Origin of the sequence: uncultured Sneathiella sp. (assembly GCF_963973085.1) — a bacterium.
Lineage (GTDB): Bacteria > Pseudomonadota > Alphaproteobacteria > Sneathiellales > Sneathiellaceae > Sneathiella.
In genome coordinates, this window is sequence record NZ_CAXAXA010000001.1 from 772,737 (window position 1) to 786,906 (window position 14,170).

Sequence of the window (14,170 nt, forward strand, 5' to 3'; positions counted from 1 at the left end):
CCGCATTCCGAGCCTTTATTGGGTAAAAAGAAACCCGTCAGGCACTGCCCGGCGGGTTTCTGATAATTATTGACGTTTAATCGTCAGAAGATGACTTGAACAACCCGTCAAGCTCCCTCGCGGAGGCAGATTTCTTCTCGTCCTCTTCTTTTTTTCTGGCGAACGATTTACCGAAAACCGCTTCCGCCTCTGCACGCGGATCATAGGCCTCTTCTTTCTCGACCTGCTTCTTTTTCAACTCATAAGGCGTGAGAGGCACAGCCGCAGCCTCCGCGGCAACAGCGGCGGCCACTTCCTCCATCAGCTTACCACGATCTTCGTCTTTACGACGATGGGCAGATTTCTGCACAGCTTCATCAAGTTCCAACTGGGTACAGATGCCGAGACTGACCGGATCCCGAGGCCTAATATTTTGCGCATTCCAGTGAGTGCGGTCGCGCACGGCATTAATTGTGGTCTTCGTCGTACCAACCAGTTTCGATATTTGCGCATCCGTCAGTTCAGGGTGAAACTTCACCAGCCATGAAATGGCGTCCGGACGATCGCCGCGACGGGATACAGGCGTATAACGGCCACCGCGTCGGCGGGGTTGCGGGACGTCACCGGCGGGATCACTGATCGCGAGGCGCGCCGCCGGGTCTTTCTGACAACGCTCAAGCTCCTCCATTGTCAGCTGTCCGTTGGCTATCGGGTCGAGTCCGACGATCCCGACGGCAACTTCACCGTCAGCAATCCCCTGAACTTCAAGGGAGTGTAGGCCGCAAAAGTCAGCGATCTGCGAAAAGGACAAAGATGTGTTATCAATCAGCCAAACGGCCGTTGCCTTTGGCAGTAGGGGCGTTACCATAAAGTCTCCTTTTTCGGGTCTCTTTATCAACAATCGGACCCAAACTCGATTCTTGTATGTATATGGCGAAAAAAGCCCCTAAAGTCCACACCTAAACCGTCAAAACGATTTTCCCGATATGAGCAGAATCATCTATACGGTGATGGGCTGCGGCCGCCTCCGTCAGCGGGAATGTGCTGTCCATGACCGGCGTGACTGTTCCTGCCGACAAGAGCGGCCATACCTTCGCTTCCAACCGTGATCCGATATCTGCTTTCGCCTGCACGGATTGAGGGCGAAGAGTTGATCCGGTTATCGTCAATCGCTTCAGCATCATGGCCGCGAAGTTGACTTTCACCTCCGCTCCGCCAAGGAAGGCGATGTAAACCAGCCGTCCCTCAACGGCCAGCGCCGAAATATTACGCTGTATATAGTCGCCGCCAACCATATCAAGGATGAGGTCCACACCCTTGCCATCTGTCAGTTCCTTGACCACCTCTACATAGTCCTCAGATCGGTAATTAATTCCTCGCTCTGCCCCGAGCTTTTCAACAGCGCGACATTTCTCATCAGTCGAGGCAGTAGTGAAAGCCCGCGCCCCGAATGCCTTGGCGAGCTGAATAGCCGTCGTTCCGATACCGCTCGCTCCGCCATGTACAAGAAATGATTCACCGCCCGTCAGATGTCCCCGGTCAAACACATTCGTCCAGACCGTAAAAAAGGTCTCCGGCAATGCCGCCGCCTGTACCAGATCAAATCCTTTCGGGATATCAAGGCATTGCGCTTCCGGCGCGACGCAATATTCCGCATAGCCGCCGCCGGCAACGAGGGCACAAAGCTGATCGCCCACTTTATATTTGGTCACACCTGCTCCTGCTGCGGCAACGGTTCCTGAGACTTCAAGCCCGGGAATATCAGACGCGCCGGGAGGCGGCGCGTAGCCACCCTTGCGTTGCAAAACGTCTGGCCGGTTCACACCCGCAGCGGCAACCTTGATCAACACTTCATCATGTCCCGGTTCCGGGACCGGGCGCGTGGCAGGCACAAGTCCTTCCGGCCCGCCGAACTCCTTGATTTCGATCGCGGTCATTGTCTTTGGAAGGGTTGTCATATTATTCTCCATGCATTTCAATCTGCCAGTAGCGAATGCTTGGACAGGATTGAGAAGGTTAATTATTCTGGTTGCAGTTCCAGCAATAGCATATTGAGGAAATGAACAATGACAAGTGATGAAGATGACAAACCCCTCACGGGAACCGGCCCGGTGAATTTCGACACTATGTCAATCTCGGACCTAGAAGAATATATCGTGACCCTGAAGGAAGAAGTCGAAAGAACGAAGCAGGTCATTTTGAAAAAGAAGGCAGCCCAGGATGCCGCGACAAATGTCTTCAAAAGCTAACTAGATATTTCTCGTCCTGAAGAGGCAATGAGCGAATCAGTAGATTATTTTTAAAAAAAATAATGAAAATGCTAAAAATTTGTATATTCATTAATTGTAATTTAATATTTGATCGTTAAGTTAAATGCTGCAGCCCACCTAGGACTGCATTTGGCTGGAATCCTTTTCCAGTCTTTATGACGCCTCCCTGTTGACTTGGGCCGCCTTCTTTAAGGCGGCTCTTTTTTTTGCACTGCACCTAAGCTTCTCCCCTCTTTCGTTTAATAAATCAGTAATATAGCCTCTTGACTCTTGCATAAAATCAGCGTTTTAATTCGCTCCATCAGAAGCAAGTCTGACAGGTTGAGGCAAAAAAAGAGGGGGCGCCCATGTGGCAGCCCCCTCAATAATTTCTATTACTTCTCGAATACTTACAGGTGGCCAATACGAGGCGGCCCACCCTTGGATGCCTGACTGGGGCCAAACGCTTTATCGAGAATGCTGGTACTATCCTCCGCCAACAATATTGCATCCGTCACGGAATTAAGAATGCGCATATTGTTGGCAAGGACGGCTTTCGCCTCGACCCGCGGATCATCGGTAATCAACGCGCAGCGTTCAAGAATGTCTTTACGCAACATACCAAGTACGTCTTCCAGCTTTTTACCTGCTGGATTATCTTCTGTTACCAAATAATGGGTCACATTCATGCCCTCCTAACCAGAAACTTGGCGCCACATTACCAGTTTTTTGGTTAATTTTTTGATAACCGGCTGTCGGCAGAAGCCTATCATAAGTTTCGTGCGCGTTCCCGCAGAACGAACTTCTGCACTTTTCCTGTGGATGTTTTGGGCAAGTCTTCAAATACCACAGTCTTCGGACATTTGTAATGGGCCATGTTGTCCCGACAGAATTGGATTAGCTCCGTCTCCGTCGCTGTTTTACCCTCACGCAGCATGACAAAGGCGCAGGGCGTTTCGCCCCATTTGTCATCCGGACGGGCAACGACAGCAACTTCCAGCACGGCAGGATGTTTATATAGGGTCCCTTCAACTTCAATTGTCGAAATATTTTCCCCGCCTGAAATGATAATGTCCTTTGAGCGGTCCCGCAGTTCGATATAGCCATCTTCATGGACAACACCCAGGTCGCCGGAATGGAACCAGCCGTCTTTAAATGATGCCTGCGTCGTTTTTGCGTTCTTCAGGTAACCTTTCATGATCAGGTTACCCCGCAGCATCACTTCGCCCATGGTATTGCCGTCTGCGGCAACGGGCGTCATTGTTTCCGGGTCCATTATCTCAAGACCGGCCAACGCATGATAGCGAACGCCCTGGCGGGCCTTGAGGGCCGCCCGGTCTTCAACAGGCTTGTCATTCCAATCCGCATTCCAGTCACATAGTACCGCCGGACCAAAAGTTTCGGTCAGGCCATAAACGTGGGTGACATCGAATCCCATTTCATCCATCTCCGCCAGGACCGTTGCAGGTGGCGGAGCCGCAGCCACCATGAACTTCACGCCCTTCGGTGCTTTCGCCTTATCCTCGGCCGACGCATTGATCAGCATCGAAAGAATGATCGGTGCCCCGCACATGTGATCGACCTGGCACCTTTCCAATTCATAATATATCGCGCTGGCCTCAACCTTGCGCAGGCAGACATGCGTTCCGCCCACCGCCGTCATTGTCCAGGGAAAACACCATCCGTTGCAATGAAACATCGGCAGCGTCCATAGATAAACCGGGTGCTTGGGCAGGCTCCAGGAAACGGCATTTCCCATGGCGGACAGAAAGGCACCCCGATGATGGTAGACGACGCCTTTCGGATCACCTGTTGTGCCGGATGTGTAATTCAGTGAAATTGCGGACCATTCATCTTTCGGTCCCTGCCACGCGAAATTCGCATCACCGCTCGCGATAAAGGCTTCATATTCCATTTCACCAATCAGTTCACCGCTTTCCGCGAGCGAATCATCAATATCAATGACAATAGGTTTCACCTTGGCGAGAGACAACGCCCCCTTGATAAGCGGGGAAAATTCGCGGTCCGTCAAAAGCAGCTTGCACTCACCATGATCAAGAATAAAAGCCAGTGCCGCCGCATCCAGACGGGTATTAAGCGTGTTTAAAACCGCGCCAATCATCGGCACGCCGTAATGTGTCTCCAACACAGCCGGAATGTTCGGAGCCATGATTGCCACTGTGTCGCCAATCCCCAATCCGCGCGCCTTCAAGGCGCTCGCCAGCTGGCGGGACCTGTTATAAAAATCACGATAATTATATGTGAGGTCGCCGTGCACAATTGCGATCTTTTCCGGATAAACCTCTGCCGATCGCTGGAGAAACGTGAGAGGTGTTAGCGGCTCATAATTTGCGGGATTACGATCTAGGTCAGTTTGATACGGATTTTCAGTCAAAAGAGTCTCCCAATCTTTCTTCAAAAAATTACCCAAAGATATTTGTTGTCATTGTTGCGGTTTTTTTCCAACTCCTTCTTTCTCACCGCTTAAGTTTACCGGCACACCGGGCAGGAATTTCGACACCCGAATTCCCAACGATGTTTTCACATGCTCCACATTGGGAGCGCCTGTTAATTCATGCGTGAGGAAATGCTGGTAGGTATCCCAGTCTTTTGCCACCACTTTTAAAATAAAGTCATTTTCACCGGCAAGCATGTAGCATTCCCGCACCAGCGGCCAGCTTTGCACAAGACTCTCAAAGGCGGAAAGGTCATTCTCAGCCTGACTCTGGAGACCGACCAGTGCGAAGACCGTAACACCGAAGCCAAGATGCTCTGCATTCAGCTGCGCATGATACCCTTCAATATATCCCGCCTCTTCAAGGGCGCGAACCCGCCGCAGGCACGGAGGAGCAGATATGCCGGCATTTTTTGCCAGTTCTACATTTGTGATACGCCCGTCTTCCTGCAGATCATGCAAGATACGGCGATCAATTTCGTCTAGCTTTACGCGTTGCATTTATTTCCTCCACACGTTTGTTGCGCGCAATATTATTACAAAGATTGCGTTCCGCCAAGCCATAGAAGCAGAGACTATGCCAAATGAGTAAGAAAATTACCCGGCCGACCACTAAATGCCTTGACCCACGCCGGAACGGCGGCCTATGCCAGAAAAATGAACGCGAATGGAAAAATAACTCAAATGTCATGCTGGATCGTTACCGATGGCAGTGCAGGCATGGAAATTCAGGGAATCGGCCTTGCGGAAGCGCTAGGCCTTGAGTTTGAAGTGAAAAGAATTGTGACGAAAGCGCCATGGCGTTGGCTACCGCCGCAGTTGTGGATCAACCCTCTCAGCCTTCTCGATAAAACCGGTGATGTACTTCTTCCGCCCTGGCCCGACGTCCTTATCACATGTGGTCGGCAGTCTATTCCAGCAAGTCTGGCGATAAAAAAGGCAAATGGCGCAAAAACATTCACTATTCATATCCAGACGCCGAACAGTGATGCGTCGAAATTTGATCTCGTCATCGTCCCCGAGCATGACAAGCTGCGCGGCGATAATGTCCTGGTATGCGAAGGCGCGCTTGGGCGAATAACGCCGGAAAAGCTCCATGAGGCAGGCAAAAAATTTCAGGAAACGGTCTCCCATCTCCCCTCGCCCCGCGTGGCGGTCCTGATCGGGGGAAGTAACCGGTGTTATGACATGACCGAGGATGTCATGAAGGATCTCGCCGCGAAACTGGAAGCCCTTCACGACGAGGTGAAATGTAGTTTTCTTGTGACAACGTCCCGACGAACAGGCGAGGAAAATGAACATATCCTAAAATCGGCGCTCAACAATGTTCCGCATCAACTTTGGACGGGAGAGGGCGAGAATCCGTATTTTGGATATCTGGCACTTGCTGATGCGCTTATCGTAACAAGTGATTCTGTCAATATGGTCTGTGAAGCCTGTGCGCTCGGCAAACCGGTCCATATATTTGAGCTGCCGGGTGGGAACGCCAAGTTCAATTATTTCCATAAACGTATGCGCGATAAGGGTTATACCCGCCCGTTTAAAGGCCGCCTGGAACAATGGAGCTACCCTCCTCTCCTTGAAACACAAAAGATTGCGGACGAAGTCAGAGTTATTCTGCAATCACGCCAAAAGTGACCGCAAAGCATCAGGCCTTGTAGCCTTTGTCGCAAAGTTGTGGACGCGCCCTTGCATGGCTTCGTCGCACGTTATAAATACATCAATACTTCTAAAAGCGCGGCAAACTGATACCGGAGTTCGGCATGGCGGATATTCATCAAACTGACGTACTAATTATTGGCTCCGGCCCGGCTGGGGACACGGCAGCCATATATGCCGCGCGTGCCTCTCTCGATCCAATCCTTGTGCACGGATTACAGCCCGGCGGCCAGCTGACAATTACGACAGATGTTGAAAACTACCCGGGTTTTGCCGATCCAATTCAGGGCCCGTGGCTAATGGAGCAGATGGAAGCCCAGGCCCGGAATGTCGGCACGCGTATTTTTAACGACTACATCGTCGACCTGGATGTCACCCAGCGGCCCTTCGTTGCAACGGCTGATTCTGGTACAAAATATATCGCCCAGTCCGTGGTGATCGCTACTGGCGCTGCGGCGAAATGGCTCGGCCTCCCAACAGAGCAGAAATATATGGGCTTCGGTGTTTCCGCCTGTGCCACCTGCGACGGCTTTTTCTATCGCGGTAAGGATGTCATGGTCATTGGCGGCGGCAACACCGCCGTGGAAGAAGCGATTTATCTCACCAATCATGCTGACAAGGTAATATTGGTTCATCGGCGGGATGAACTCAGGGCCGAAAAAATCCTGGTCGATCGCTTGATGAAAAACCCGAAGATCGAGGTCATTTGGGATCATGTGCTTGAAGAAATAGTCGGGCAGGACGATCCTTTCGGCGTTACCGGCGCACGTCTGCGTCATGCAAAAACCGGTGAGATACAGGAAGTGTCCGTTCATGGTGTCTTTATCGCCATTGGGCACACACCGAACACGGAACTCGTTAAAGGAAAGCTTGATATGGATAGCGAAGGCTATCTGATTACAGCGCCCGATTCCACCGCAACCAATATCCCCGGCATCTTCGCGTGCGGCGATGTGCAGGACAAGATTTACCGCCAGGCAGTGACGGCAGCGGGAACCGGCTGCATGGCCGCGCTTGAAGCCGAAAAATATATTGCCGAAAGCGAAACCACTTCGGCTCAAGCCGCGGAATAGAGAGGGGCCGCGGAGTTTTGACGGTCGCGTTAGAGCCCGCAGCAGGAAATTAGATGGATTGGGACAAGTTGCGCATATTTCATGCGGTTGCGGAGGCTGGCAGCTTCACACGCGCCGGTGAAACGCTGCATCTCAGCCAATCCGCGATCAGCCGTCAGATCAGCGCTCTTGAAGAAAGCCTTCAGGTTGCCCTCTTCCACCGTCACGCCCGCGGCTTGCTGCTGACCGAGCAGGGAGAATTACTGTTTCAAACCGCCCATGAAGTCTTTGCCAAACTGGCGATGACAGAGGCCCAGTTGATGGACGCGCATGAAAAACCGTCGGGCGAGCTGAGGGTTACCGCCACAGTAGGTCTGGGCGCCAACTGGCTGACACCGCGTATTCGGGAATTTGTAGAGTTGTACCCCGATATCACGGTCAATCTTATTCTTGCGGACCGGGAGCTGGACCTTGGCATGCGAGAGGCCGATATCGCCATTCGCTTGCGTGCACCCGTACAACCGGACCTCATTCAGCGCAAACTGATGACGGTTAATCATCATGTCTACGCATCACCGGACTATCTTAAAAAGCATGGCACACCAACGCGCTTGGAAGATATTATTGACGCCAATCTCATCAGCTACGGCGACGAGGCGCCGTCCAATATTTCCAATGTCAATTGGCTGGTGCATGAACTCGCAAAGGCCGGCCGCACGAAGGAACCGATATTCAAAGTCAATAACGTTTATGGTCTGCTGTTGGCCGTTCAAAGCGGTCTCGGGATAGCGAGCCTGCCGGACTATATCGTAGACGGCCATGCAAATATCATCCGTATTCTGCCCGATGTCGGCGGTCCGACCTTCGATTCCTACTACGTTTATCCCGAAGAATTGCGAAAGTCCAAGAGAGTGACAATTTTCCGGGACTTTCTTATTCAGAAGGTAGCCGAATACTCTTTTTAGAGTGGCTGCGGTCAAGCCATGCACAACAAACATATTAGCATTGACCAAATTGCTCTTCCCCCAAGTCAGATATTTTTATACAAAGACGGCGAACGATGTTGCGACGCAACAAATGTTCTCGCAGAAATCTTTGATTTTTGTGGTATTGCAAAATTTCCTCCCTGATTTTTGCAATCCTATGTCTTCTTGACATATACCTCCCTGTTAGACTTGACCGGCCTCTTCATTGAGGCCGGTCTCTTTTTGGCTATATCCTTCGCCTAGATTTAAAAAATCTCATAAACAAGATTTTATTGCCAATTCAGAGCTATGCAGTTTTTGCATATGTGCACTGCAATATTATTGGTGGAAAACAGGGTCGGAGTTAGCTATTTATAGAGCATGGATGTTGCGTTGCAGCATTCAGAATATCAGCTCCCTGCTGATATCGATTGCATGTATTCCTCCCAATCACATGTAATCTGTATTGTCGAAAGGCAATACCTCCCTGTTAGACTTAGCCGGCCTCTTCATTGAGGCCGGTCTTTTTTTTGCATGCCGTGACCGCATGGCTGATATGCTTAAATGCATATTCTAAAAGATCGAGAAAACCCAATATTGTTAAGGAGTGGTGTTGAAGCAAGCATCACCTTATTGCCGGAGCTTTTCGGCAAGAATCAAGTGGGTCCCTCCCTATCCGCTTGTTTCAACGCATCTTTTATCTCGATGCACCTCCCTGTCAGAAATGCCGACCATTCACATGGTCGGCATTTTTGATTGCGCGGAAGTCTAGGGGCGTCAATGACCGATGGGGCCTTCCTTGAACAAATAGTCTTTCAGCTCATCGTCCAAAACGGAATCCCGACGGCGAATCCACTCCAGTACCATCGCGGCATGCTCTTTTTCCTCATCGCGATTATGTGCAAGAATCTTCTTCAGCTCTTCATCCTTGCAGGCATCAACCCGTTGATTATACCAGTCAACGGCTTCCAGCTCCTCCATCAGCGACGTGATTGCCCGATGCATATCCCGTGTTTCATCAGAAAGTTCATCGATTGGCTCGTGGTATCCTTCATTGGCCATTTAATATCGCCCTCCTCGGCGCATTGGAATGATTCCAGATTAGTATCATTTTATAGATAGCAGAAGCTGAAACATTCGCAACCCGCCGAGAGCGGAAATATCAAAAATCTACATAAACAGATTTTCACCCTTCATGTCTTTATAGAGATCGGCAACATACTCTCCATAGCCATTATAGATAACAGTAGGAACATATTCCCCCGTTCCAATGTCACGTTCTTTCGCTTGTGACCAGCGGGGATGGGGTACCTCCGGGTTTACATTTGCCCAAAAGCCATATTCATTCTTGAGGAGGGTTTCCCAGAAAGTTTCCGGTCGCTTGTCCGTGAAAGAGAAACGGACAATGGATTTTACATGTTTGAAACCGTATTTCCATGGCACGGCAAGGCGCAAGGGGGCCCCATTCTGCTTTGGCAAGGGCTTGCCATACAGACCGGTCACGATGAACGAAAGATCGTTGGTTGCCTCTTCTATCGTCAGGCCGTCAGTATAAGGCCAAGGGTACCAGAACTGTCTCTGACCCGGAGCGACGGAACTATCCTCGAAGGTCTGCATCACCAGATATTTCGCTTTAGAGGTGGGTGCGGCAAGCTTTACCAGCTCTTTCAGGGGAAACCCGCTCCAAGGCACAACCATCGACCAAGCTTCGACGCAGCGGTGCCGGTAGAGGCGTTCCTCCAGCGGCATTTTTGCGAGTAGATCATCTACGCCAATCTCCATCTCTTTTTCGACCATGCCATCGATCGTGACGGTCCAAGGCCGAATTTTGAGGGCCTGCGCCGCATTGTAGATTTCCTTGTGAGATCCGAACTCATAGAAATTGTTGTAGGTCGTGGCGATTTTCTCTGGCGTTAGTTCCCGCGTAACTTTATAGCGATCATTGCGAGGCACCGGATAGAGTCCAGCGCTTGGATCACCGTCCGTCGCTGCAAAAGCAGATCTTAAGGCAGCCGACGATCCTATTGATGCTATTAATCCAGCGCCCGCCATCCCCTGAAGGATTTTCCGCCTGTTCAGATACACATTTTCCGAAGTCGCCTTCGATTCCGGGAGTACCCAGCCTTTTGGATTCCTAATTAGCACGCGCCCAGTTCCTCCTGCTTCGTTTGTATTACAGAAGATAATCGGGCGACAAGGCTTCAACTACAAGTCAACAGTCTGTGAGTACGTCTCAGAATACCGGGTTTCAACTTCGGTTTTGCAGGACTTTTTCGGCGTTCTGACCTGTCAGCTCCTGGAGATGATCGAACTCGCTGCGATAGGTCCCTATCCCAAGAGTCACGGACCTCAAGTCGACGATCAGATCGTGCACCTCTGATTCAGGGATCATCGCCACCAGCATATCCCAGCCGTCCCAGCCATCACGGGCATCAAATCCCAGGATCTGACCCCGGCGACTACTGACGATACTGTTAACACGCGACGTATGTTCCGACGGCATCGCAATTTCCACCTTGTAAATTGGTTCTAGCAATACCGGATCGCATTTCGGCATGCCCTCGCTCATGGCGATACGCGCAGCAGACCGAAACGAATTTTCCGAGCTATCGACCGAGTGGAACTGCCCATCGAACAGGGTCACGGAAACATCGACAACCGGAAACCCGAGCGGCCCCTCCACCAGATATTCCTTTACTCCGCTTTCAACGGCGGGGATATACTGCTTAGGCACGGAGCCGCCGACAATCTTCTCTTCGAAATTAAAGCCGGAACCGCGTGGCAATGGCTTGATCTCGATATGAACATCTCCAAATTGCCCATGGCCACCGCTTTGTTTCTTATAGCGCGCATGTTGCTTCGCAGCTTTGCGGATTGCCTCTCTATAGGCAACCTTTGGCCGACGTGAATTTACGCTTATGCCGTACTTGTTCCGCATCCGGTCCAAAGCGACATTCAAATGAATCTCGCCCTGCCCCCACAGCAGCAATTCCTGCGTTTCCTGTTTATGTTCAGCTTTTAACGAGTTGTCTTCTTCTAGGACCTTGGCCAGTGCCGCGGAGAGCTTGACCTCATCATCCCGGTTCTCCGGAACGAGCGCAAAACTGTAAACGGGCGCGAGCATTGCATCCTGCGATAGAGATACTGTTTTGTCTTTCATCAGAATATCACCGGTCTGCGCTTCATCAAGGCGCCCGAAACCGACAATATCGCCGGGACCTGCCTTGGCTAATTTCTCAGATTTACCGCCCTGCAGTCGATATAATCCACCAATCCTTCCCGTGAATAAACTGTCGCCATCCTTGATTTCACCTGACCAGATACGACCAAGAGAGAGTTTCCCACCTTGTGCCGACATATATGTTTTAAGTATTTGCGCAATGGGCTCTCCGGACCCGGGATCAAAACCATTTCGCACTGCCGCAACGGACGCTTCCGGCACCTCATGCCGTAATGCCTTAAGGAGACGCCGCACACCGTTGTCATTTTCTGCCGATCCAAGAAACACAGGCGTTACCAGTCCTTCGCACAAGTCATTTTGCAACAGTGCATAGATCTCCTCGCGCTCAGGTTCGATATCCTCCAGCAGCTCTTCCATTAAATGATCATCAAAATCGGCCAGTTTTTCGAGCATTTCAAACCGGGAGGTTCCTTCCTCCTCTGCCATTTCAGGCGGCAGATCAATGATGCGCGACGCCTCCCCTTCCTTGTAGACATAGGCTCTTTCAGAAGCGAGGTCGACATAGCCTGTGATAATATCGTCCTTAAAAATCGGCACCTGACGCAGGACGAGCGCCCGATCGGCCACAGCCTGAAGGGAGTTAAAAAGATCATGAACAGAGCCGTAAGCTTTATCCATCTTGTTAACGAAGATAAAGGTCGGCAGCCCTTTCTCCTGCAGGCATTTAAGGAGAGGTGACAAGGTCAGGACTCGCTCGCTATCCGGCTCGCATACAACAACCGCCGCATCGACCCCGGCAAGAGCGTTCTCGCATTCCTGGAAAAATTCCACGGATCCGGGACAATCCAGAATAGTGAACTCGTCACCAAGATAGTTGGCGTGAGCGGCGTTCACCTCAACGCTCATCTGACGTTCCCGCGCTTCCTTGGAACTGTCTCCGCAAGATGTGCCAGCCGTGACACTTCCTTTGCGATCTGTTTCACCACAAATATGCAGGATGGCTTCAAGAAGAGTTGTTTTTCCGCTTGAGTAGGGACCTACCAGCGCAATGCTGCGAGGTCCCTTAGGTTTGTCTACGACCATAACATACCTCCCTTATTCGTTAGATTATTCTAATGTTCCTCCTCCGGAACAGCTGGCGCAAGAAGAATCTTGGAGGTTTGCCTGAACGGCGCAGAAACTCGTAGGCGTTTCTGGAAAATTCTAGGTGAATTTTAGCCCACAAAAAAAGGCGACCGAATCATCGGCCGCCTTTTCAATGGAATCCCGTTTATCTCAGCTCAGGCTGGCACAAAACCGTTGTATACGTTCACAAGCCTCGGTAAGGGCCTCTGTCGATGTCGCGTAAGAAACCCGAAAATGCGGAGACAGGCCGAATGCCTCCCCGTGGACCACGGCGACACCCTCGCTTTCCAGAAGCTCGGAAATAAAATCAAAATCGCTCTCGATCACTTTTCCCTCCGGTGTTTTCTTGCCGATACATCCTGCGCAGGACGGATAGACATAAAATGCTCCTTCCGGCACCAGACAGCTGAGGCCATTTGCTTGGTTTAGCATGCCAACGACAAGATCCCGCCGCTCTTCAAAGACTTTCGCTCGTTCCGCGATAAAATCCTGCGGTCCGTTCAGTGCCTCAACGGCCGCATACTGGCTAATGGAACACGGGTTGGAAGTGCTTTGCGACTGCACTTTCGCCATCGCTTTGATCAACTCGATTGGACCAGCGCCATAACCAATACGCCACCCGGTCATTGCATAGGATTTCGACACCCCGTTCATGGTCAGCGTTCGGTCATAGAGGGCGGGCTCGACCTGTGCCGGGGTGACAAACTTGAAATCTCCATAAACCAGATGCTCATACATATCATCCGTCAGTATCCAGACATCCGGGTGCCGGATAAGGACGTCCGTCAGCGCCTTCAATTCGTCATGGCTGTATCCGGCCCCTGACGGGTTTGACGGAGAGTTGAAAATCAGCCATTTCGTTTTTGGCGTAATGGCGGCCTCCAGGTCAGCGGGTTGCATCTTAAACCTGTTCTCGGCGGAAGTGGGAACAAAAACCGGCTCCCCGCCACCCAGTAGAACCATATCCGGATAGGAAACCCAATAGGGCGCGGGAATGAGCACTTCATCGCCTGGATTAAGGGTTGCGATCAATGCGTTATAAATAATCTGCTTGCCGCCCGTCCCAACAGTTACCTGGGAGGGTTCATAATCGAGATCATTATCACGCTTGAACTTTGCGCAAATCGCCTGCTTCAGCTCCAGAATTCCGTCCACAGCCGTGTATTTTGTCTTGCCTTCGCTGATCGCCCGGATTGCCGCTTCCTTGATGTTGTCCGGCGTATCGAAATCCGGCTCCCCGGCGCCAAGACCAATAATGTCGCGGCCCGCCAGTTTGAGTTCCGCGGCCTTGGTGGTGACCGCGATAGTAACAGAAGGCTTAATACGACCCAGACTCTGCGCAACAATAGACATAACTTCCCATCTCTCCTGGTTAGGATAAAATCAAGACGCGATTTTGCGTCTTCAAGCAAGTGATCTATAGCGCTTATCGGGCGACTAGACCACCCGTTTTTCTCCTTAAAGGGCCGAAAACCGGAATGAAATAAGGGGTATCCCTCTTTCAT

13 protein-coding genes are annotated in these 14,170 nt (G+C 51.2%); 4 read left to right on the plus strand and 9 right to left on the minus strand.

Going from position 1 to position 14,170, the window contains the following annotated elements; all coding sequences use genetic code 11:
- Positions 1 to 76 precede the first annotated feature (76 nt).
- On the minus strand, positions 77 to 847 hold the full coding sequence (locus AACZ19_RS03605; protein ID WP_339631205.1) for a cell cycle transcriptional regulator TrcR: 771 nt from the start codon (positions 845 to 847) through the stop codon (positions 77 to 79).
- Between the two features lie 91 nt (positions 848 to 938).
- Positions 939 to 1,937, minus strand: a complete 999-nt coding sequence (locus AACZ19_RS03610) for an NAD(P)H-quinone oxidoreductase (RefSeq protein ID WP_339631207.1) — start codon at positions 1,935 to 1,937, stop codon at positions 939 to 941.
- A gap of 108 nt (positions 1,938 to 2,045) precedes the next feature.
- On the opposite strand from AACZ19_RS03610, the gene AACZ19_RS03615 reads away from it, so the two are divergent.
- The gene (locus tag AACZ19_RS03615) at positions 2,046 to 2,228 is read left to right on the plus strand and encodes a DUF1192 domain-containing protein (protein ID WP_339631208.1); all 183 of its coding nucleotides are present in this window, start codon (positions 2,046 to 2,048) and stop codon (positions 2,226 to 2,228) included.
- A gap of 410 nt (positions 2,229 to 2,638) precedes the next feature.
- On the opposite strand, the gene AACZ19_RS03620 is transcribed toward AACZ19_RS03615, so the two are convergent.
- The 3 genes from AACZ19_RS03620 to AACZ19_RS03630 form a co-directional block, all read right to left on the minus strand.
- Entirely contained in the window at positions 2,639 to 2,911 is a 273-nt protein-coding gene (locus AACZ19_RS03620; protein ID WP_339631210.1) for a hypothetical protein, read from the minus strand.
- A gap of 86 nt (positions 2,912 to 2,997) precedes the next feature.
- Positions 2,998 to 4,623 carry an acyl-CoA synthetase gene (locus AACZ19_RS03625; protein WP_339631212.1) on the minus strand — a complete coding sequence of 542 codons (1,626 nt, stop codon included), beginning with the start codon at positions 4,621 to 4,623 and terminating at the stop codon, positions 2,998 to 3,000.
- A gap of 48 nt (positions 4,624 to 4,671) precedes the next feature.
- Entirely contained in the window at positions 4,672 to 5,184 is a 513-nt protein-coding gene (locus tag AACZ19_RS03630) for an Lrp/AsnC family transcriptional regulator (protein ID WP_339631214.1), read from the minus strand.
- Between the two features lie 183 nt (positions 5,185 to 5,367).
- Between AACZ19_RS03630 and AACZ19_RS03635 the strand changes: the two genes are divergently transcribed.
- From AACZ19_RS03635 to AACZ19_RS03645, 3 genes are all read left to right on the plus strand, one after another.
- Positions 5,368 to 6,321 (plus strand): mitochondrial fission ELM1 family protein, encoded by a 954-nt coding sequence (locus AACZ19_RS03635; RefSeq protein WP_339631216.1) that lies wholly within the window; start codon positions 5,368 to 5,370, stop codon positions 6,319 to 6,321.
- Positions 6,322 to 6,446: 125 nt separating this feature from the next.
- A complete protein-coding gene (gene trxB / locus AACZ19_RS03640) occupies positions 6,447 to 7,415 on the plus strand; it encodes a thioredoxin-disulfide reductase (RefSeq protein ID WP_339631218.1) in 969 nt (322 codons plus the stop codon).
- Between the two features lie 53 nt (positions 7,416 to 7,468).
- Complete coding sequence (locus tag AACZ19_RS03645; RefSeq protein ID WP_339631220.1) at positions 7,469 to 8,359, plus strand: LysR family transcriptional regulator; 891 nt, start codon at positions 7,469 to 7,471, stop codon at positions 8,357 to 8,359.
- A gap of 777 nt (positions 8,360 to 9,136) precedes the next feature.
- Here AACZ19_RS03645 and AACZ19_RS03650 read toward each other — a convergent pair.
- The 4 genes from AACZ19_RS03650 to AACZ19_RS03665 all read right to left on the minus strand — a co-directional run bounded on the left by AACZ19_RS03650 (position 9,137) and on the right by AACZ19_RS03665 (position 14,018).
- Positions 9,137 to 9,421: a ferritin-like domain-containing protein gene (locus AACZ19_RS03650; RefSeq protein WP_339631222.1), complete on the minus strand. Its 285-nt coding sequence runs from the start codon at positions 9,419 to 9,421 to the stop codon at positions 9,137 to 9,139.
- Positions 9,422 to 9,529: 108 nt separating this feature from the next.
- Positions 9,530 to 10,504: a protein-methionine-sulfoxide reductase catalytic subunit MsrP gene (gene msrP, locus AACZ19_RS03655; RefSeq protein ID WP_339631223.1), complete on the minus strand. Its 975-nt coding sequence runs from the start codon at positions 10,502 to 10,504 to the stop codon at positions 9,530 to 9,532.
- Between the two features lie 103 nt (positions 10,505 to 10,607).
- Positions 10,608 to 12,623: an elongation factor G gene (locus tag AACZ19_RS03660; protein WP_339631224.1), complete on the minus strand. Its 2,016-nt coding sequence runs from the start codon at positions 12,621 to 12,623 to the stop codon at positions 10,608 to 10,610.
- A 192-nt stretch (positions 12,624 to 12,815) separates the two neighbouring features.
- The gene (locus AACZ19_RS03665) at positions 12,816 to 14,018 is read right to left on the minus strand and encodes a pyridoxal phosphate-dependent aminotransferase (protein WP_339631226.1); all 1,203 of its coding nucleotides are present in this window, start codon (positions 14,016 to 14,018) and stop codon (positions 12,816 to 12,818) included.
- Between the last annotated feature and the right edge of the window lie 152 nt (positions 14,019 to 14,170).

Excerpts from the sequence above, each read along its gene's own strand:
- AACZ19_RS03605 (WP_339631205.1), bottom strand. The coding sequence starts at position 847 with ATGGTAACGCCCCTACTGCCAAAGGCAACGGCCGTTTGGCTGATTGAT.
- AACZ19_RS03610 (WP_339631207.1), bottom strand. The coding sequence starts at position 1,937 with ATGACAACCCTTCCAAAGACAATGACCGCGATCGAAATCAAGGAGTTC.
- AACZ19_RS03615 (WP_339631208.1), top strand. The coding sequence starts at position 2,046 with ATGACAAGTGATGAAGATGACAAACCCCTCACGGGAACCGGCCCGGTG.
- AACZ19_RS03630 (WP_339631214.1), bottom strand. The coding sequence starts at position 5,184 with ATGCAACGCGTAAAGCTAGACGAAATTGATCGCCGTATCTTGCATGAT.
- AACZ19_RS03635 (WP_339631216.1), top strand. The coding sequence starts at position 5,368 with ATGTCATGCTGGATCGTTACCGATGGCAGTGCAGGCATGGAAATTCAG.
- trxB (WP_339631218.1), top strand. The coding sequence starts at position 6,447 with ATGGCGGATATTCATCAAACTGACGTACTAATTATTGGCTCCGGCCCG.
- AACZ19_RS03645 (WP_339631220.1), top strand. The coding sequence starts at position 7,469 with ATGGATTGGGACAAGTTGCGCATATTTCATGCGGTTGCGGAGGCTGGC.
- AACZ19_RS03650 (WP_339631222.1), bottom strand. The coding sequence starts at position 9,421 with ATGGCCAATGAAGGATACCACGAGCCAATCGATGAACTTTCTGATGAA.
- AACZ19_RS03660 (WP_339631224.1), bottom strand. The coding sequence starts at position 12,623 with ATGGTCGTAGACAAACCTAAGGGACCTCGCAGCATTGCGCTGGTAGGT.
- AACZ19_RS03665 (WP_339631226.1), bottom strand. The coding sequence starts at position 14,018 with ATGTCTATTGTTGCGCAGAGTCTGGGTCGTATTAAGCCTTCTGTTACT.